We start from the raw sequence: 18335 nt of genomic DNA on the forward strand, positions 1-18335 counted from the left end.
CCCTTCAGCGATTGCCGATGCGCACGGCGTTGGCCTGCGCTTCCAGCGACAGGCGGCACACCTCGAAGACGTGGCGCTGCGGCATGGCGGTTTCGGTCCGGTCCTTCACGTCGTCGGCGAAGGCCTGGAAATAGGGCAGCTTCTCTTCGCTGCAGTCGATATGGACGTTCTCGGTCCCGTTGACGAGGAAGAGGTGGTCCTTCCCCGGACGGCCGGAAATGTCGATATATTTGCGCAGCTCGATATAGCCCTCGGTGCCGAGAATCGTCAGGCGCCCGTCGCCCCAGGTGCCGAGCGCGTCGGGCGTGAACCAGTCGACGCGCACGAAGCCCGAGGCCTTGTCGGAGCGCAGCAGGATCTCGCCGTAATCCTCGAAGCGGGGCTTGTCCGGCATGGCGAAATTGCCGATCGCGCTCGACACGATCTCGGCCGTCTCGGAGCCGGTGTAGTACAGGAACTGGTCGATCTGGTGGGACGCGATGTCCACGATGATGCCGCCGAAGCGGTCGGGATCGAAGAACCAGTCGGGGCGCGTGGCGAGCTGGAGGCGGTGCGGCCCCATGCCCATGGTCTGCACGACCTGGCCGATGCGGCCCTCGCGCACGAGCTCGCCGGCCTTCACGGCGGAGCGCACGCTGTGGCGCTCGGTGAAGCAGACCGAGAAGATCTTGCCCGTCTCCTCGACGGTGCGGCGGACCTCCTCGAGCTGGGCGAAGGTGGTGACGCCCGGCTTGTCGGTCATCACGTCCTTGCCCGCCTTCATGGCGCGCACGGCGAGCCCGGCGCGGTCGGCGGGAATGGCGGCGATGCAGATGATGTCGATCGAGGCGTCCGCGAAGATCGCGTCGCGATCGAGCTTGGGCGCGTTCGGATAATCGGTTTCGAGCGCTTTCAGGACGCCGGGCGCGGTGGTTTCAGGGCAATAGCCGACGAACTCGCAGCCCGCCGCGATCAGGCCCTTGATGTGGTCGAAAATATGCCCATGGTCGATGCCCACAGCCGCAAATCTCAGCATGTCCGAATGCTCCTCCCGTCACGGACCGACGCGACGAAACGCTAAAAGCACGCCGCTGGTCAGACCAGACACGCCACATCGGGGATTGTCAAGACGCCCCACCGGGTGGAGATCTCTGCGCTGTCGGGCACGCTTATGTAGCCAGTTGACAATCTGGTAAGACCAAGCATTCTGATCAGCACGGCCGATCGAGCGGGAGGGCTCGCCGGCATTCTGGGAGGAAGTTCAGCATGAAAAAGCGGCATCTACCGCTCCTGGCCCTTTGCGCGCTCGGCGCTTCCACGGCCCTGTCGTCCCGCGCCTTCGCGGCCGAGATCACCCTCGCCTGCCAGGATGTCGGCTTCGGCTGCACGGCCATGGCGCCGGTGATCAAGCGCTTCGAGGCTGCGAACCCGGACATCACGGTCAAGGTCGAGAACGTCCCCTACCAGTCTCTGGTGGAAAGCCTCCCCGTTCAGCTGGAATCCGGCCAGGGCCCGGACATGGCGGTCGTCACCGATCTCGGTGGCCTCAGCCGCTTCTATCTGGACCTGCGCCCCTATGTGGACGCCGCCCGCTTCGAGGCGGAATATCCCCAGACGCTCTCCTGGCTGCGCGGCGCGGACCCGACGGGCAAGGCCATCAACGGCATGCCGACGACGCTCACCGTCAACGGCGCCTATGTGAACCTCTCGCTCTTCGATCAGGCCGGCGTGCCCGTGCCGAAGGAAGGCGCGACCTGGGCGGACTGGGCCGAGGCGACGCGCAAGGTCGCCAAAGCCACCAACACCGAATACGCCATGGAAATGGACCGCTCGGGCCATCGCTTCGCGAGCCTTGCGATCAGCTACGGCGCGCAGCTTGTGGACGACAAGGGCCAGCCCGTCGTGGACGAGGGCCTGAAGAAAGCCATCGAGCAGTTCGTCGCCTGGCACAAGGATGGCACGATGCCGCTCGACCTCTGGGGCGCGGTCGGCGGCGCGACGCATCGCGAGCTGTTCGCCGACTTCCTGAACGCCAAGACGGTGCTCTATTTCGGCGGCTCCTGGACCCTCAACAAGATGGACAAGGAGGTCGGCGACCTCTTCGACTGGGAGGTCGCGCCCGCCCCCTGCGGCCCGGGTTCCTGCACGGTGATGCCGGGCGGCGGCGCGCTGGTCGGCTTCAAGCAGACCAAGAGCCCGGAAGCGGTCGGCAAGCTCATCGAGTTCATGTCGCTGCCCGAGAACAATGCCGAGATGGTGGTCGCTGCCGTCGAGATCCCGGCCTCGAAATCCCTCATCGACAAGGGGCTCGACTATCCGGGCGCCTCCGAGCGCACGCGCGAATCTCTGAAGACCTTCGCCGCGCAGGTGCCCAAGATGGCCCCGGCCGCCTTCCGCTTCCAGGGCTGGCGCTACCAGCGCGCCATGATGAACGCCATGACCACGCGCATCAGCCAGGTCATCAACGGCGAACTCGACGTCGACACGGCGCTGTCGCGCATCAAGCAGGACACCGAAATGGCCCTGCAGGCCGCCGCCAAGTAAGGCCGGGGAGAGCGATCATGGCCGTCACGCAAGGCTTGAAACACGCGGTCGGCGGGGTCTTCGCCCTGCCCGCCCGCGCCATCGAACCGATCATGCTGCGGGTGCAGAAGTTGATCGGCGCGAGGAGGATGCCCTGGGTCTTCCTCGTGCCGAACCTGACGGCCGTGCTTCTCTTCTCGCTCCTGCCGGTGGGCATCAACGTCTTCTATTCGCTGACCGGCAGCGACCGCCTCTACCCTTCCGAGCGGCCCTATATCGGCTCGGAGAATTTCGCGACGCTTCTCGACTGCGCCAGCTATCTCGACCCCGCCTCCTGCCGGGCGGACCTCTTCTGGCGGGCGGTGCGCAACACGATGCTCTTCGTGCCGGTGCAGGTCACCTGCATGATCGGCGTCTCGCTGCTGGCGGCGATCTGCCTCAACCGCAAGATCCGTGGCCGGGGCTTCTTCCGGGCGATCTTCTTCTTCCCGGTCATGCTCTCGCCCGTCGTGGTGGCGCTGACCTGGCAGTGGATCCTGCAGCGAAACGGCGCGCTGAACGGGCTTCTCAATGCGCTCGGCCTGCCCGGCGCCAACTGGCTGGCCTTTCCCGACACCGCCTTCTTCTGGACCGTCTTCGTCACGGTCTGGGCCCATATGGGCTTCTACACGATCATGCTGCTCGCCGGCCTCCAGGCCATTCCGGGCGATGTCTACGAGGCCGCCCGCATGGACAAGGCCTCCACCTGGCGCGTCTTCTCGCGCATCACCGTGCCGCTTCTCAAACCCGTCCTGCTCGTCGTCTTCGTGCTCTGCGTCATCCGCTCGGTGCAGACCTTCGACGAGCTCTACGTCCTGACCGGCGGCGGGCCGGGATCGGCCACGATGCTGATCGTCCAATATATCTACGAAGTCGGCTTCGCCGTTCAGCCCCGCAATTTCGGCCTCGCCGCCGCCGCCTCGCTGATCCTCGGCATCGTTCTCCTGATCTTCACCGCGGTGCAGCTCCGCCTGTCGAGGAATTCCTGACATGACGAGCCTTTCCTCCGACATGCCGGACCGCAGCGCGCGGGGCTTCCTGTTTCGTAAGCGCGGCGGGCGTCGGGCCGATCTCAGCGACTGGCTGACCTACGGGTTCCTGATCCTCGGCCTTCTCGTGATGTTCAGCCCGATCGTCTGGGTGGTCATCTCGTCCTTCAAGACGCAGTCGAACCTTCTGGAATTCCCGCCGACCGTCCTGCCCTACTCCGCCGAAACGGCGGTCGTGCCCGGCTTCGACGAGCCGCTGCCGCTCTACGATGTGACCCTGAAGGACGGCACGAGCGACCGCCTCGCCCAGATCCGGCGCGTCGGCAAGAACGCGCAGATGATCGACCCCGACAATCCGGCGGCCGGGCGCGTGACCGTGCCGGTCGAGAATGCCGTGGCGGTGCGCCATGTGCGTCTGGCCACCGAGAACTACACCAGCCTCTTCGCCGATTCCGGCAAGGCGCTCGGGACCTATGTCTATAACAGCCTCTACATCACCATCGTCGCGACGCTGATCACCGTCGTCATGAACTCGATGGCGGCCTTCGCCCTGTCGAAATACCGTTTCCGGGGCAGTCAGGTGGCGTTGCTCGCCATTCTGGCGACGCTGATGATCCCGGCCACCGTGGTTCTCGTGCCGACCTTCCTGATCGTCTCGGAGCTGGGTCTCGTCGGCAATCTCTGGGGCGTCATCCTGCCGACGGTCGCGACCCCCACCGGCGTGTTTCTCCTGCGCCAATATATGCTGACCATTCCCGACGAGCTGATCGAGGCCGCGCGCATGGACCATGCCAGCGAATGGCTGATCTTCTGGCGCATCGTCATGCCGCTGTCCGCGCCGGCGCTCGCCGTCGTCGCGATCTTCTCGATCCTGTCGCGCTGGAACGACTTCCTTCTGCCGCTCGTCGTTCTCAACAAGCGCGAGGTCTACACGCTCCAGCTCGCCCTCAATTCCTTCCAGGGCGAATTCGAGCTGCGCTACGACCTGCTGCTCGCGATGACGACGCTGACGGCGCTGCCGCTCGCGGCCGCCTTCCTCTTCCTGCAACGCTACATCACCACCGGCATCGCCTCGACCGGCATCAAGTGAGCGGAACCCCATGGCCGATCTCGTTCTCAAAAACGTCAACAAGACCTTCGGTTCGCACGCGGTCATCCCGAGCATCGATCTCGACATCAAGGACGGCGAGTTCGTCGTCTTCGTCGGGCCGTCGGGCTGCGGAAAATCGACGCTTCTGCGCCTCATCGCCGGGCTCGAGGAGATCAGCTCCGGCGACATCCTGATCGACGGGCAGAACGTCGCGCATACGCCCGCCGCCGACCGGGGCGTCGCCATGGTGTTCCAGTCCTATGCGCTCTATCCGCATATGACGGTGCGCCAGAATCTCTCCTTCGGGCTCGAAAACATCAAGATGCCCAAGGCCGAGATCGCCGCCCGTGTCGATGCGGCGGCGAAACTCCTGCAGATCGACCAGCTTCTCGACCGCCAGCCGCGCCAGCTTTCGGGCGGCCAGCGCCAGCGCGTCGCGATCGGCCGGGCGATCACCCGCGATCCGAAGATCTTCCTCTTCGACGAGCCGCTCTCCAATCTCGACGCCGAGCTGCGCGTCCACATGCGCCTCGAAATCACCCGGCTGCACGAGCGGCTCGGCAACACGATGATCTACGTCACGCACGACCAGATCGAGGCCATGACCATGGCCGACAAGATCGTGGTGCTGCGCAAGGGCGTGGTGGAACAGGTCGGCGCGCCGCTCGAACTCTACAACCGGCCGCGCAACACGTTCGTCGCCGGCTTCATCGGCTCGCCGCGCATGAACCTCCTGGACGGCACCTTCTCGGCCGGCGACGGAGCCTTTCGCTTCCAGGCCGATGGCTTGCCGCCGGTCGCCATGGACCATGCGGGCGGTGCGGTCGCGAAGCAGAGCGGCAAGCTCGGCATCCGCCCGGAGGATTTCCTGATCGGCGACAGCGGCTGGCCGGTCGAGATCGCCGTCGCCGAACAGCACGGCGCCAACAGCTATCTGCACGGGACGCTGCCGAATGGCGAGCCGATCCTGATCCACAAGCCCGGCCAGATCGCCGTGACGCGCGGCGACATTCTCCATGTCGCGCCCGCCCCCGGCAAATATCACCTGTTCGATCAGGCGGAGCTGCGCATCGAGGCCTGAGCGGTCGTTCTTACGGGCGCAGCACGAGTTCCATCCGCTCGGCGTGGAAGCGCGTTCGGATCACCTGAACCGGGCGATCCTCGCCATCGACGTCGATCGCCGTCGAGACCAGAACGATGCTGTCGGGCGAAGTCGCCAGATGGTCGGCGTCGAGCGGGTGGACCCGCTCGGCGATGACCCGCGTTTCGCGGCGGCGATAATCCGCGAGCCCTTCCAGCTTCAAGGCCTCCGTCACCGAGCCGGTTTCGGCATAGGCGCGCACGATGCCGGGAAAGCGCTCGGCCGAGAAATGCGAGGTGGCGATCGACAGGGGCACGCCATTGGCGACGCTCAAGGTCTCCAGCCGATGCAGCGGCGCGCCGACGGCGCAGCCCAGAAGCGCTGACAGCTCCGCGTCGGCGCGCGCGGCGTCGGCCCGGATCAACCGGCCGCCGGGCGTGCGCCCCTGTGCCAGGACGTTTTCCGAAAAGCGCGTGCGCGGCCCGATCGGATAGGCGAGCCGCTGCACCGGCGCGTTGACGAAGGTGCCGCGCCCGCGCTCGACGCGCAGCAGGCCCTCCACCGCCAGCGACTGGATCGCCCGGCGCACCGTGTGGCGATTCACCCCGAAGCGTTCGGCCAGATCGATCTCGGGCGGCAGGCGCTCGGTCAGCGCCCCTTCCGCGATATCCAGGCGAATCCGGTCGGCCACCCGGCGCCAGCGCGTCACGCCCTCGTCCATCCCGTTCAAACTTGGCCCCCTCGCCATTCTTTCGCGCCGTCATACTGGCGTCACCGATGGACTGCTAGACGTGTCTCGTCCAGACTAGATGTCTAAACAACTAGACCAATTACCGGACGAACCGATGCTTGCAGCTTCCGACGCTTCCCCCGATCCCAGCGCGGCGCCCCGCCAAAGGGCGATGGGCGCCTTCGCGCTCGCCCCCGCCGCGCTGCTCCTTCAGCTGCGCGACCGCCTGCCGGCCGACCTGCCGCAGGCCCATCCCGTGCGCGGGCCGCAGATCGGCCTGGTCATGCTGCGCGGGCGGGCGGGCGGCGGCGGTGCGCCGTTCAACCTGGGCGAAGCCAGCGTCTGCCGCGCCACGGTCCGGCTCGGCAGCGGCGAGGTCGGCCATGCGATGATCCTCGGGCGCGACGCCGAGAAGACACGGCTCGCCGCCCATCTCGACGCGCTCTGGCAGCACCCGGACTGGCGCGAGCGGATCGAGAGCGAGATCGTCGAGCCGGCGCTCGCCGCCGACGCGGCCGACGCCGCCCGGCGATCCGCCGAGACCGAGGCGACGCGGGTGGATTTCTTCACCGTCGTGCGGGGCGAGGATCAGGCCTGATGGACACGAAACTCTCCACCCAAACGGTTTCGGGCGGCTTCTTCGACCCCGTGCTCGGCGCGCAGGACGCGTTCCGCCGGATCATGACCGCCTTCGCCGAGCCCGGCACGATCGTGACCCTCCCCCATCCCGTCGAGGCGCCGGCGTCGCTTGTTCCGGCCGCCGCCGTGCTTCTCCTGACGCTGGCCGACGCCGACGCGCCGGTCTTCCTCGACCCCGCGCTGGCGGGCGGCGCGGTGCCCGGCTGGCTCGGCTTCCATACCGGCGCCGAGATCACCCAAGAGCCGGAAGGCGCGAGTTTCGCGGTCCTTGGCGAGGGGTCCGACCCCGCCGGCTGGGCGCGTTTCTCGCTCGGCACCGACAGCTATCCCGACCGCGCGGCGACCTTGATCCTGCCGGTGGCGAGCCTTCAGGGCGGCGCGCCGCTCACCCTCGCGGGCCCCGGCATCGAGACCACGCGCCAGTTCGGCCCACGCGGGCTGCCGGAGGGTTTCCTCGCCGCGCGCGCGGCGAACGCGGCGCTCTTCCCCCGCGGCCACGATCTCGTTCTCGTCTGCGGCGAAGAGCTGGTCGCCCTGCCGCGCACCACGCGCATTCGGGGGGTCTGACCATGTATGTCGCCGTCAAGGGCGGAGAATCCGCCATCCGCAACGCCCACGCGCTTCTCGCCGACCGCCGGCGCGGAGACCGGGACGTGCCGGCCCTTTCGCTCGGCCAGATCACCGGGCAGCTTTCGCTCGCCGTCGACCGCGTCATGGCGGAAGGCTCGCTCTACGACCCCGAACTTGCCGCGATCGCCATCCGGCAGGCGCGGGGCGACATGATCGAGGCGATCTTTCTCCTGCGCGCCTATCGCACCACGCTGCCGCGCTTTCGCGCCGCCGAGCCGATCGACACCGGCGCCATGCAGCTGGAGCGCCGCGTGTCCGCCACCTACAAGGACCTGCCGGGTGGGCAGCTTCTCGGGCCGACCTTCGACTACACGCATCGCCTTCTCGACCCCGCCATGGCCGGCGACGAGCAGGTCCCGGAGCCCGAACGGCGCGAGGCGCCGGAGGCCGACTGCACCGCGCCGCGCGTCACCGATCTTCTCGGCACGGAAGGGCTGATCGAGCCGGACGGCACGCCCCCTTGCGAGGGCTGGGGCGAGCCCGGCGACATCACGCGCGATCCGCTCGACTTCCCGGCCGGGCGCGACCTGCGGCTTCAGGCGCTGGCGCGCGGCGACGAGGGCTTTCTCCTGGCGCTCGGCTATTCGACGCAGCGCGGCTACGGGCGCAACCATCCGTTCGTCGGCGAAGTGCGCATCGGGCTGGTGGAGGTCGAGGTGGACCTGCCCGAACTCGGCTTTCCGGTGGTGGTCGGGCGCCTGCGCGTCACCGAGTGCCAGATGGTGTCGCAATTCGCTGCGCCGGAGGGCGAGGACGCCCGCTTCACGCGCGGCTACGGGCTGGTCTTCGGCCAGAGCGAGCGCAAGGCCATGGCGATGAGCCTCGTGGACCGCGCGCTGCGCGCCGACGAGTTCGACGAGGAGCGCCGCGCCCCGGCGCAGGACGAGGAATTCGTGCTCGCCCATTGCGACAACGTCGCCTCGACCGGCTTCGTGGAACATCTGAAACTGCCCCATTACGTCGACTTCCAGGCCGAGCTTCACCTTCTGCGCACGCTGAACGCCGGGCGCCGGGCGGAGGCGCGGGAACCCGAGGACATGGACGCAGGCACCGTGCGCGCGGAGGCCGCGGAATGACCCTCACCCTTCCCGCCATCAACTTCGCCTATCTCGACGAGGCGACGAAGCGGATGATCCGCCGCGCTATCCTCAAGGGCATCGCCATTCCCGGCTATCAGGTGCCCTTCGCCAGCCGCGAAATGCCCATGCCCTACGGCTGGGGCACGGGCGGCGTGCAGGTGACGGCCGCGATCGTCGGGCCGAGCGACGTGCTGAAAGTCATCGACCAGGGCGCCGACGACACGACCAACGCCGTGTCCATCCGTGCCTTCTTCGAGAAGGTGGCCGGGGTCGCCACCACGACCCGCACCGGCGAGGCCTCGATCATCCAGACGCGCCACCGCCTGCCCGAAGCGCCGCTGAAGGCGGGGCAGACCGTCGTCTATCAGGTGCCGATCCCCGAACCCTTGCGCTTTCTGGAGCCGCGCGAAAGCGAGACGCGCACGCTCCACGCGCTGGAGGAATACGGGCTCATGCATGTGAAGCTCTACGAGGACATCGCCCGCCACGGCCATATCGCCACGACCTATGCCTATCCGGTGAAGGTCGAGGGGCGCTACGTGATGGACCCCTCGCCCATCCCGAAATTCGACAATCCGAAGATGCACCGCTCGCCGGCGCTCCAGCTCTTCGGCGCGGGCCGCGAGAAGCGCATCTACGCCCTGCCGCCCTTCACGGACGTTCTGAGCCTCGATTTCGAGGACCATCCCTTCGCGATCCAGCATTTCGAAAGCCCTTGCGCCCTGTGCGGGGCGAAGGGGGTCTATCTCGACGAGGTGGTCACCGACGACCGGGGCGGACGCATGTTCGTCTGCTCCGACACGGACCATTGCGAGACACGCCAGGCGGACGGCCATCGCGGCGCGCTTCTGGGAAAGGCGGACGCATGAGCGCGGACACTCCTCTTCTTCGCGTTCGCGATCTGGAAAAGCGCTACGGCGCGCGGATCGGCTGCACGGGCGTGTCGCTCGACCTCTGGCCGGGCGAGGTTCTGGCGATCGTCGGCGAATCGGGTTCGGGCAAGACGACGCTTCTCTCCTGCCTGTCGGCCCGCCTCGCGCCGAGTTCCGGTAGCGTCCACTATGCCATGCGCGACGGCGCGATGCGCGACCTCGCCGATCTCACCGAGGCCGAGCGCCGCTTCCTGATGCGCACCGACTGGGGCTTCGTGCACCAGAACCCCACTGACGGCCTGCGGATGCGCGTGTCGGCGGGCGCCAATGTCGGCGAGCGGCTGATGGCGGTGGGCGAGCGTCATTACGGGCGGCTGCGCGACAGCGCCACCGACTGGCTCGGCCGCGTTGAGATCGATCCGGGGCGCATCGACGACCGGCCGACCGAGTTCTCGGGCGGCATGCGCCAGCGGCTGCAGATCGCCCGCAATCTCGTCACCCATCCGCGCCTCGTCTTCATGGACGAGCCGACCGGCGGGCTCGACGTCTCCGTTCAGGCGCGCGTCCTCGACCTCCTGCGCGCGCTCGTCGCCGATCTCGGCCTTTCCGTCATCATCGTGACCCACGATCTCGCCGTCGCCCGGCTCCTGTCGCAGCGCATGATCGTCATGAAGAGCGGGCGCGTGGTGGAGGAAGGTCTGACCGACCGCGTCCTCGACGACCCGCACCATCCCTACACCCAGCTCCTCGTCGCCTCGATCCCGGAGTCCTGACGATGTCCTCTCCTCTTCCGACCGTGGCCCCTCTTCCGACTGTCGCCCCTCTTCTCTCCGTCGACGGCGTCGCCAAGTCCTTCACCATGCATCTGCGCGGCGGCGTCCAGCTTCCCGTGGTGGAGAACGTCGCCTTCCAGCTTCATCCCGGCGAATGCGTCGTGCTCGGCGGCCCGTCGGGCGTCGGCAAGAGCTCGATCCTGCGCATGATCTACGGCAATTATTCCGTGGATCGCGGCGCGATCCTCGTGCGCGACGCCGCCAATGGCGCAATGCGCGATCTCGGCGCCGGCGATCCGCGCACCGTGCTGGCGCTGCGCGAGCGCTCGATCGGCTATGTCAGCCAGTTCCTGCGCGCCGTGCCCCGCGCTTCGGCGCTGGACGTCGTGGCCGATCCGCTGGTGCGCCTCGGGAGCCCACGCGAGGAGGCCGGCGCGCGGGCCGCCGCGATGCTGCGCCGCCTGAACCTGCCGGAAGCCCTCTACGACCTGCCCCCCGCCACCTTTTCAGGCGGCGAGAAGCAGCGCGTCAACATCGCGCGCGGCTTCCTCACCGATCACCCGATCCTGCTTCTGGACGAGCCCACCGCCTCGCTCGACGCCGCCAATCGCGACGTGGTGGTGCTGATGATCCGCGAGAAGCTCAATGCCGGCGTCGCGATCCTCGGCATCTTCCACGACGAGCCGGTGCGCGCGGCGGTCGCCACCCGCATTCTCGACGTCTCCGCCTTTTCCGCCCGAAAGGCCGCCTGATGCCGAAGCTCAGCGAACATGTCCCGCTCGTTCATCCGAGCGCCGAGATCGAGAACTCGACGCTCGGCCGCTTCACCGAGGTCGAGGCGCGCAGCGTCCTGACCGAGACCGTGCTCGGCGACTATTCCTACGCGATGCAGGATTGCCGGATCTTCGCCGCGCGCATCGGCAAGTTCGTCAACATCGCGGCCTCCGTGCGCATCAACGCGACCAACCATCCGGTCTGGCGCGCGACGCTGCACCACTTCACCTATCGCGCCGGCGACTATTTCGACGGGGCCGAGGACGAGGCGGACTTCTTCGAGGCGCGGCGCGACAATGTCGTGACCATCGGCCACGATGTCTGGATCGGCCATGGCGTCACCGTCCTGCCGGGCGTCACCATCGGCAATGGCGCGGTGATCGGCTCGGGCGCGGTGGTGACGCGGGACGTCGCGCCCTACACGATCTCGGGCGGCGTGCCGGCGCGCCTGATCCGCGAGCGCTTCGGCCCCGGCATCGGCGCGCGCATGGATGCGCTCGCCTGGTGGGACTGGCCGCACGAGACGCTCTTCCGCGCGCTGGAGGATTTCCGCCGCCTCGAAGCGGAGGCGTTTCTCGACGCCTACGAGACTGTCACCAAACCTTAATCCGGATGTCACCGACAGCCCAACTCGGCGTGACATGGTCCGCCGAAACGAGATGAGGGACGATGTCATGACCGCGATCCGCGTCACTCGACTGTCCAAGCGATTTGGGACCACGCAAGCGCTCAGCGATGTCAGCCTCTCGGTCGAAGCCGGCGAGATGGTGGCGCTGATCGGCGCGTCCGGCTCGGGCAAGTCGACCCTGATCCGCCACATCGCCGGCCTGGAGACCGGCGAGGGCGAGGCGAGCGGCATCGCGATCTTCGGTACGCCCGTCCAGGCCGGCGGGCGGATGCTGAAGGGCGCGAAGGCGGTGCGCGGCGACGTGTCGGTGATCTTCCAGCAGTTCAATCTGGTGCATCGCCTGAGCGTCCTCACCAATGTCCTGATCGGCGCGCTCGGCCGCCTTCCCCGCTGGCGCGGCACGCTCGGCCTGTTCGGCGCTTCCGAGAAGACGAGGGCGCGCGAAGCGCTGGAGCGCGTCGGCATCGGCCATGCCGGGCCGCAGCGCGCCTCGACGCTGTCCGGCGGCCAGCAGCAGCGCGCCGCGATCGCCCGGACGCTGGTGCAGGGCGCGCGCATCCTGATCGCCGACGAGCCCATCGCCTCGCTCGACCCGGCCTCGGCCAAGCGCGTGATGGACGTGCTCGCCTCGATCAACCGCGACGACAAGATCACCGTTCTCGTGTCGCTGCATCAGGTCGATTACGCCCGGCGCTACTTCCCGCGCACGGTCGCCATGCGGGACGGGCGCGTCGTCTATGACGGGCCGTCATCCGCGCTCACCAACGCGTTCCTGTCCGAGCTCTACGGCTCGGCCTCGGAAGAACTGCTCCTGCCGGACGCCCCGGCGGCAGCGCCCCCGCGCCGGCCGGAGCCGGTGCGCCATCCCTCGCTCGGAGCCCTCGAGGCCGTCTGAGTTTGTCTGACACGATCGGAGACTGCCATGAACGCAATCCTCAAGGGTCTGGCGGGGCTTATGCTCGCCTCCGCCTTCGCCGGTTCGGCTCTCGCCGAGACCGTCAATTTCGGCATCATTTCCACGGAATCGCAGCAGAACCTGCGCACCAAGTGGGAGCCGTTCCTCGCCGACATGACGAAGCAGACCGGGCTCGACATCAAGCCCTTCTTCGCCTCCGACTATGCCGGCGTCATCGAAGGGATGCGCTTCGGCAAGGTGCAGCTCGCCTGGTACGGCAACAAGTCCGCGATGGAAGCGGTGGACCGCGCCAAGGGCGAGATTTTCGCCCAGACCGTCCATGCCGACGGCACGCCGGGCTACTGGTCGGTGATCCTCGCGCCGGCCTCGTCCAAGCTGAATTCGCTGGACGATCTCCTCAAATGCGACAAGTCGCTGAACTTCGGCTTGGGCGATCCGAACTCGACGTCCGGCTATCTCGTGCCGATGACCTTCGTCTTCTCGGCCCGCAACATCGACCCCAAGACCTGCTTCAAGAACGTCACCAACGCCAATCACGAAACCAACGCGATGGGCGTCGCCAACGGCCAGCTGGACGCGGCCGCCAACAACACGGAAAACCTGGAGCTTCTGGAAAAGAACCAGCCCGCGGCCTACGGCAAGGTCAAGGTCATCTGGAAGTCGCCGCTGATCCCGTCCGATCCGCTGGTCTGGGCCAAGGACCTCGCCCCGGAGACCAAGGAGAAGCTGCGGACCTTCATCCTCGACTACGGCACCGACCGCTCCAAGGGCGACAAGGCCCATGAGCTGGCGGTTCTGAACGAGCTGCAATGGACCACCTTCCGCCCCTCCAACGACGACCAGCTCCTGCCGGTCCGCATCATGGAACTGACGAAGTCGATCGCGCAGGCCAAGGGCGACGCCAAGCTGTCGGACGCCGAGAAGGCCGAGAAGATCAAGCCGCTGGAAGAGAAGAAGGCCGCCTACGAGGCCGCGCTCGCCAAGCTTCCGCAGGGCTGATCCGTCCTTCCCGCGCCGGGGCGGCCTTTCGCCCCGGCGCCCTTCCCGTCCTCGCAGGCGAGACCTCATGACCCAAGCGAACACGATCTCCGAGACCGGCAAGGCTTCGATCGCACAGGGCGCGCGCGGCTCCTTCGGCTCGCTCGCCACGCTGGCGCTCGTCGCGGGCGCGCTCGCCTGGAGCTGGACGCCGGCCGATATGGGCCGCTGGACCTATCTCTTCACCGATTCGGCGAACATGGCCGAATATGCCAGCGGCTTCCTGCGCCCTGACTTCGCGGAGTGGCGGATCTATCTCCACGAGATGATCGTCACCGTGCAGATCGCGATCTGGGGCACGTTCCTCGCTGTCGTCCTGTCGGTGCCCTTCGGCATCCTGTCGGCCGAGAACATGGCCCCCGCCTGGGTGTATCATCCCGCGCGCCGGCTCATGGATTTCTTCCGCGCCATTCACGAGGTCGTCTTCGCCGTGCTCTTCGTCGTCGCGGTCGGCCTCGGGCCGTTCGCGGGCGTCATGGCGCTCTTCGTTCACACGACCGGCATTCTCGCCAAGCTGTTTTCCGAAGCCGTGGAGGCGATCGACCCGCGACCGGTGGAGGCGATCCGCACGACGGGCGCCTCGCGGCTGCAACAGGTGATCTACGGCGTTATCCCGCAGGTCCTGCCGCTCTGGATTTCCTTCTCGCTCTACCGGCTGGAATCCAACGTGCGCTCGGCCACCGTCCTCGGCGTCATCGGGGCGGGCGGCATCGGGCAGATCCTGTTCGAGTCGATCCGGGGCTTCTACTATCCGCAGGCCTCGGCCATGCTGATCATCGTCGTCCTGACGGTTTCTCTCATGGACCTCCTGTCCCAGTTCCTGCGAAAGCGCGTCATCTGATGAGAGCCGCGATCTATTTCACACCGCCCGCCGACGCGCCGCTGACGCATCTCGCCGCCGCGTGGCTCGGCCGCGACGCCTTCGCCTCCTCCTCCGTCCCCCTGCGGGCGCCCGAGCCCTGGCTCGCGCCGCTCGTCGCCGAGCCCGCGCGCTACGGCTTCCACGCCACGATGAAGGCCCCTTTCCGGCTCGCCGACGGCATGTCCGCAGAGGCGCTGGACGCGGCGCTCGCCGCCTTCTGCGCCGAGCGGGCGGCGCCGACGATCCGCTCGCTCGCGCTGCGCCGCATATCCGGCTTCTTCGCGCTCGTGCCCGATCAGGCCGAGCCCGAGCTCGACGCGCTGGCCGCGCAGACGGTGCGCCGCTTCGAGCCGTTTCGGGCAGGCTTGAGCCCGGCCGAATTCGCGCGCCGCAAGCCCGAGAGCCTGAGCGAGCGCCAGCGCGCCCATCTCGCCGAATGGGGCTATCCCTACGTCTTCGAGGCGTTTCGCTTCCACATGACGCTGACGGGCCGCGTTCCCGACGAAGCGGCGCCCGCCGTCGAGGCGGTGCTTCTGGCGCGCTTCGAGCCCGTGCTCGGGCGCCCGCTTCCCGTCGACGGGCTCGCCCTGTTTTGCGAGGACGCGCCCGGCGCCCCCTTCACCGTCCAATCCCGCCATCCGCTGCGCATCGAGCCATGAACGCGATCACCATGACCACCACGTCCACCGAACAGGTCTTCACCAACGCCGCCATCGTGCTGCCCGACGAGGTCGTCGAGGGCAGCCTCCTCGTGCGCGAGGGGCGGATCGCCGACATTTCCAGCGGCCCGGCGCGCGGCGGGGTGGATTGCGAGGGCGACCATCTCCTGCCCGGCCTCGTGGAACTGCACACCGACAATCTGGAGGGCCATTACCTTCCGCGCCCCAAGGTGCGCTGGAACATCCATGCCGCGCTGCAGGCGCATGACGCGGAGATCGCGGCCTCCGGCATCACCACCGTGTTCGACGCGCTGCGCGCGGGGCTCGACGAGGACGCCCAGCTCGGCATTGCCGACATGCGCCTCATGGCCGATGCGATCCTCGCCGCCAAGGAAGCCGGGGACCTGCGCGCCGATCACTATCTCCACCTGCGCTGCGAAGTCTCGGCGCCGGACGTGATGGAAGCCTTCGACGGGCTCGCCGCCAACCCCTGCGTGCGCCTCGCCTCGCTGATGGACCATGCGCCCGGCCAGCGGCAGTTCGTGGATCTCGAAACCTACCGCGTCTACTATCAGGGCAAGACCGGCATGTCGGACCCGGTCTTCGCGGAGTTCTGCGCCCGGCGCATCGAGCAGTCGGAAGCCCATTCCCCCGGCCATCGCCTGCTTCTGTCGGAGCGCTGCCGCGCCGCCGGCATCACGCTCGCCTCGCATGACGATGCCACGCTCGCCCATGTCGAGGAAAGCCGCGCCCTCGGCGTCGCGCTCGCCGAATTCCCGACCACGCTGGAGGCCGCGCGCGCCTCGCACGAAAGCGGCCTCGCGGTTCTGATGGGCGCGCCCAATGTCGTGCGCGGCGGCTCGCATTCGGGCAATGTCTCGGCGATCGCGCTGGTGGAAGCGGGCCTTCTCGACGTCCTGTCCTCGGACTACGTGCCCTTCAGCCTGATCCAAGCGAGCTTCGTTCTGGCCGAGCGGATCGGCCTGCCCGCCGCCGTGCGCATGGTGAGCCAGGCGCCCGCCCGCGTCGCCGGCTTCACCGACCGAGGCGCCATCGCGTCCGGTCTGCGCGCCGATCTCGTACGGGTTCATGCGCCGAGCACGAGGGCGGCGACGCCGGTGGTGCGCGGCGTCTGGCGCGAGGGCCGACGTGTCGCCTGACCGGAGCCTGTCGCCCGGCGGGAACCCGAGCCCGCTCGCCCCGGGCGCTGGCCTCCTCGTCGCCGTGGTCGGCCCGAGCGGGGCGGGAAAGGACACGCTGATCCGCCTCGCGCTGGAGCGCTTGGGGGGGGAGCCGCGCCTTGCGCTCGCCCGCCGCGTCGTCACCCGGCCCTGCGATGGCCAGTCGGAAGAGCACGACAGTCTGGACGAGGCCGGTTTCGCCAAGGCCGAGACCGAGGGCGCCTTCTGCCTCAGCTGGCGCGCGCACGGTCTCGCCTATGGCCTGCCGACGCGCATCGAGCAGCAGGTCGGTGCCGGCCAGATCGTCCTCGCCAATCTCTCGCGCCGTGCAATCGGTGAAGCAGGGGCGCGCTTCGGCCGGCTCGGCATCGTCGAGATCACCGCGCCGCCGGAGGTCCTCGTCGCGCGCATCGCCGCGCGGGGCCGCGAAACCGAAGCCGACATCCGCGCCCGCATCGCCCGCTCCGCGCCGCTCAGCCCGCCGCCGCAGACCATCAGCTTCCTGCGCATCGACAATAGCGGACCGGCAGACCAAGGCGCCGACGCACTCGCCACCCATCTCGGCGCGCTCCTGGGCCGGGTCCTGCCCTGACGGATGGCGGAGCGCGTGCGGATCGGCGCGCCCGCCTTTCGGTCGTCTCTCGAAGCGGTTCGAGAGACGAGGGTCCGGGAGCACGAAGCGATTCGCACCCTCGACGGATACGATCCGCACCTTCGCGAGTTGTGTGAAAAATCATCCGTTCGACGCCGAGGAACCCGAATGCTCGCTTCCCTTCTGATCGGTCTGGTCGCCGGCCAGCGCGCCATGACCCCGCTGGCGCTCGTGGCCGATGCGGCGGGCCGGGGCCTTCTGCCGCCGGGCGCGCCGGGCGCGCGATGGCTCGCCCATCCGCTCGCCCGGCTCGGCGCGACGGCGCTCGCGGCCGGCGAGATGGCCGGCGACAAGCTCCCCTCCGCGCCCGATCGCACCGTGCCCTCGGGCCTCATAGCCCGCAGCCTGACGGCGGCGCTCGCCGGCGCGGCGTTCGCGCCGCGCGGCCGGCAGGTGGAGGGCGCCGCACTCGCCGCCGCCGCGGCGATCGGTGCGTCCTTCCTCGGCCTTGCCCTGCGCAAGCGCGCCATGGCGCGCTACGGGCAGACCCGCACGGGCCTTGTGGAAGACGCGATCGTCCTCGCCAGCGGCACCGCGATCACCCAGCTCGCCACGAATCGCGCCGCCTCGCGCCGTTGGCCCGACAGGCTTTCGCACCGGCGCGACTGAGCGCGCGCCGCACACAAGAGAGTGCAGTGATCGTGAGAGTGCAGTGATCGTGAGACAACGGCTCGGTGCGCTTCTCGCCGCATGAGAAGCCACCTAGGCGAACCGAGCCAGTCCATCAACCGGATACGAAGCGTCTGACCGCCCGAATTTGCGTATCTGTCAGGTGTCAGCCAATCTAAAAGCCGAACCACGCGCCTAGATACTGTATTGTCAGGGGGAAGATGGTGCTGCGAGAGAGGATTGAACTCTCGACCTCTCCATTACCAATGGAGTGCTCTACCACTGAGCTACCGCAGCGCTTCGATGGCGGCTGTTTGCCATAAGGCTTCAGGGAAGGCAAGTCGGATTGCGCGATCTTTTTCATCGTGCCGACATGCGAAAAGGCTAGACAGTCTTTTTCGCGACGCCTATAAGGCCCTCACCAACGCAGCACGGTTCGAACGAAGCGGCGCTGCTGGCCCAAGTAGCTCAGTTGGTAGAGCATGCGACTGAAAATCGCAGTGTCGGTGGTTCGATTCCGCCCTTGGGCACCATTTTCCTGGTTTTCAATCTGATGGACTGGTTCGGCTTGACGCTGAGCCGCTAGCTTGTG

Annotated in this window: 20 protein-coding genes and 2 tRNA genes; 19 read left to right on the forward strand and 3 right to left on the reverse strand. The window is 68.0% G+C overall.

The annotated features are described in order from the left end of the window. Positions 1-4: 4 nt before the first annotated feature. On the reverse strand, positions 5-1015 hold the full coding sequence (locus tag B146_RS0111570; RefSeq protein WP_026358542.1) for a Gfo/Idh/MocA family protein: 1011 nt from the start codon (positions 1013-1015) through the stop codon (positions 5-7). A gap of 230 nt (positions 1016-1245) precedes the next feature. Between B146_RS0111570 and B146_RS0111575 the strand changes: the two genes are divergently transcribed. From B146_RS0111575 to B146_RS0111590, 4 genes are read left to right on the forward strand one after another with little or no spacing between them, the layout of a single operon-like run. After that, positions 1246-2523, forward strand: coding sequence for an ABC transporter substrate-binding protein (locus tag B146_RS0111575; protein ID WP_019996607.1), 1278 nt, complete (start codon positions 1246-1248; stop codon positions 2521-2523). Between the two features lie 17 nt (positions 2524-2540). Next, a complete protein-coding gene (locus B146_RS0111580; protein ID WP_019996608.1) occupies positions 2541-3530 on the forward strand; it encodes a carbohydrate ABC transporter permease in 990 nt (329 codons plus the stop codon). A 1-nt stretch (position 3531) separates the two neighbouring features. Beyond that, positions 3532-4620, forward strand: coding sequence for a carbohydrate ABC transporter permease (locus B146_RS0111585; protein ID WP_019996609.1), 1089 nt, complete (start codon positions 3532-3534; stop codon positions 4618-4620). A 10-nt stretch (positions 4621-4630) separates the two neighbouring features. Next, entirely contained in the window at positions 4631-5701 is a 1071-nt protein-coding gene (locus B146_RS0111590) for an ABC transporter ATP-binding protein (RefSeq protein WP_019996610.1), read from the forward strand. A 10-nt stretch (positions 5702-5711) separates the two neighbouring features. Here B146_RS0111590 and phnF read toward each other — a convergent pair whose 3' ends face one another. Continuing rightward, complete coding sequence (gene phnF / locus B146_RS0111595; protein WP_244498194.1) at positions 5712-6410, reverse strand: phosphonate metabolism transcriptional regulator PhnF; 699 nt, start codon at positions 6408-6410, stop codon at positions 5712-5714. Between the two features lie 193 nt (positions 6411-6603). Between phnF and phnG the strand changes: the two genes are divergently transcribed. The 14 genes from phnG (at position 6604) to B146_RS25810 (ending at position 17743) form a co-directional block, all read left to right on the forward strand. Continuing rightward, on the forward strand, positions 6604-7029 hold the full coding sequence (phnG, locus tag B146_RS0111600; RefSeq protein WP_019996612.1) for a phosphonate C-P lyase system protein PhnG: 426 nt from the start codon (positions 6604-6606) through the stop codon (positions 7027-7029). After that, positions 7029-7637: a phosphonate C-P lyase system protein PhnH gene (gene phnH, locus B146_RS0111605; protein WP_019996613.1), complete on the forward strand. Its 609-nt coding sequence runs from the start codon at positions 7029-7031 to the stop codon at positions 7635-7637. The genes phnG and phnH overlap by 1 nt, the downstream gene beginning before the upstream one ends. 2 nt (positions 7638-7639) lie before the next feature. Further along, positions 7640-8776 carry a carbon-phosphorus lyase complex subunit PhnI gene (locus tag B146_RS0111610; RefSeq protein ID WP_019996614.1) on the forward strand — a complete coding sequence of 379 codons (1137 nt, stop codon included), beginning with the start codon at positions 7640-7642 and terminating at the stop codon, positions 8774-8776. Next, the gene (locus tag B146_RS0111615; protein ID WP_019996615.1) at positions 8773-9648 is read left to right on the forward strand and encodes an alpha-D-ribose 1-methylphosphonate 5-phosphate C-P-lyase PhnJ; all 876 of its coding nucleotides are present in this window, start codon (positions 8773-8775) and stop codon (positions 9646-9648) included. Before B146_RS0111610 ends, B146_RS0111615 begins: the two co-directional genes overlap by 4 nt. After that, a complete protein-coding gene (phnK, locus tag B146_RS0111620) occupies positions 9645-10424 on the forward strand; it encodes a phosphonate C-P lyase system protein PhnK (RefSeq protein WP_019996616.1) in 780 nt (259 codons plus the stop codon). Before B146_RS0111615 ends, phnK begins: the two co-directional genes overlap by 4 nt. A 2-nt stretch (positions 10425-10426) precedes the next feature. Continuing rightward, positions 10427-11176: a phosphonate C-P lyase system protein PhnL gene (phnL, locus tag B146_RS0111625; RefSeq protein WP_019996617.1), complete on the forward strand. Its 750-nt coding sequence runs from the start codon at positions 10427-10429 to the stop codon at positions 11174-11176. Then, complete coding sequence (locus tag B146_RS0111630; RefSeq protein WP_019996618.1) at positions 11176-11805, forward strand: DapH/DapD/GlmU-related protein; 630 nt, start codon at positions 11176-11178, stop codon at positions 11803-11805. The genes phnL and B146_RS0111630 overlap by 1 nt, the downstream gene beginning before the upstream one ends. A 67-nt stretch (positions 11806-11872) precedes the next feature. After that, entirely contained in the window at positions 11873-12721 is an 849-nt protein-coding gene (phnC, locus tag B146_RS0111635) for a phosphonate ABC transporter ATP-binding protein (RefSeq protein WP_040408528.1), read from the forward strand. 27 nt (positions 12722-12748) lie between these two features. Then, entirely contained in the window at positions 12749-13741 is a 993-nt protein-coding gene (gene phnD, locus B146_RS0111640) for a phosphonate ABC transporter substrate-binding protein (protein WP_019996620.1), read from the forward strand. 67 nt (positions 13742-13808) lie between these two features. Further along, positions 13809-14621, forward strand: a complete 813-nt coding sequence (gene phnE, locus B146_RS0111645; protein ID WP_019996621.1) for a phosphonate ABC transporter, permease protein PhnE — start codon at positions 13809-13811, stop codon at positions 14619-14621. Continuing rightward, positions 14621-15301, forward strand: a complete 681-nt coding sequence (locus B146_RS0111650; RefSeq protein WP_019996622.1) for a DUF1045 domain-containing protein — start codon at positions 14621-14623, stop codon at positions 15299-15301. The genes phnE and B146_RS0111650 overlap by 1 nt, the downstream gene beginning before the upstream one ends. Positions 15302-15312: 11 nt before the next feature. Next, complete coding sequence (locus tag B146_RS0111655) at positions 15313-16461, forward strand: alpha-D-ribose 1-methylphosphonate 5-triphosphate diphosphatase (RefSeq protein WP_155897463.1); 1149 nt, start codon at positions 15313-15315, stop codon at positions 16459-16461. Then, entirely contained in the window at positions 16451-17074 is a 624-nt protein-coding gene (phnN, locus tag B146_RS0111660) for a phosphonate metabolism protein/1,5-bisphosphokinase (PRPP-forming) PhnN (protein WP_019996624.1), read from the forward strand. Before B146_RS0111655 ends, phnN begins: the two co-directional genes overlap by 11 nt. Positions 17075-17242: 168 nt before the next feature. After that, positions 17243-17743: a hypothetical protein gene (locus B146_RS25810; protein WP_019996625.1), complete on the forward strand. Its 501-nt coding sequence runs from the start codon at positions 17243-17245 to the stop codon at positions 17741-17743. 222 nt (positions 17744-17965) lie between these two features. Here B146_RS25810 and B146_RS0111670 read toward each other — a convergent pair. Then, positions 17966-18040: transfer RNA gene (locus tag B146_RS0111670), tRNA-Thr, on the reverse strand. Positions 18041-18200: 160 nt separating this feature from the next. Between B146_RS0111670 and B146_RS0111675 the strand changes: the two genes are divergently transcribed. Then, positions 18201-18276: transfer RNA gene (locus B146_RS0111675), tRNA-Phe, on the forward strand. Positions 18277-18335 lie beyond the last annotated feature (59 nt).

It is taken from the genome of Aureimonas ureilytica DSM 18598 = NBRC 106430 (assembly GCF_000382705.1).
GTDB classification, from domain to species: domain Bacteria; phylum Pseudomonadota; class Alphaproteobacteria; order Rhizobiales; family Rhizobiaceae; genus Aureimonas; species Aureimonas ureilytica.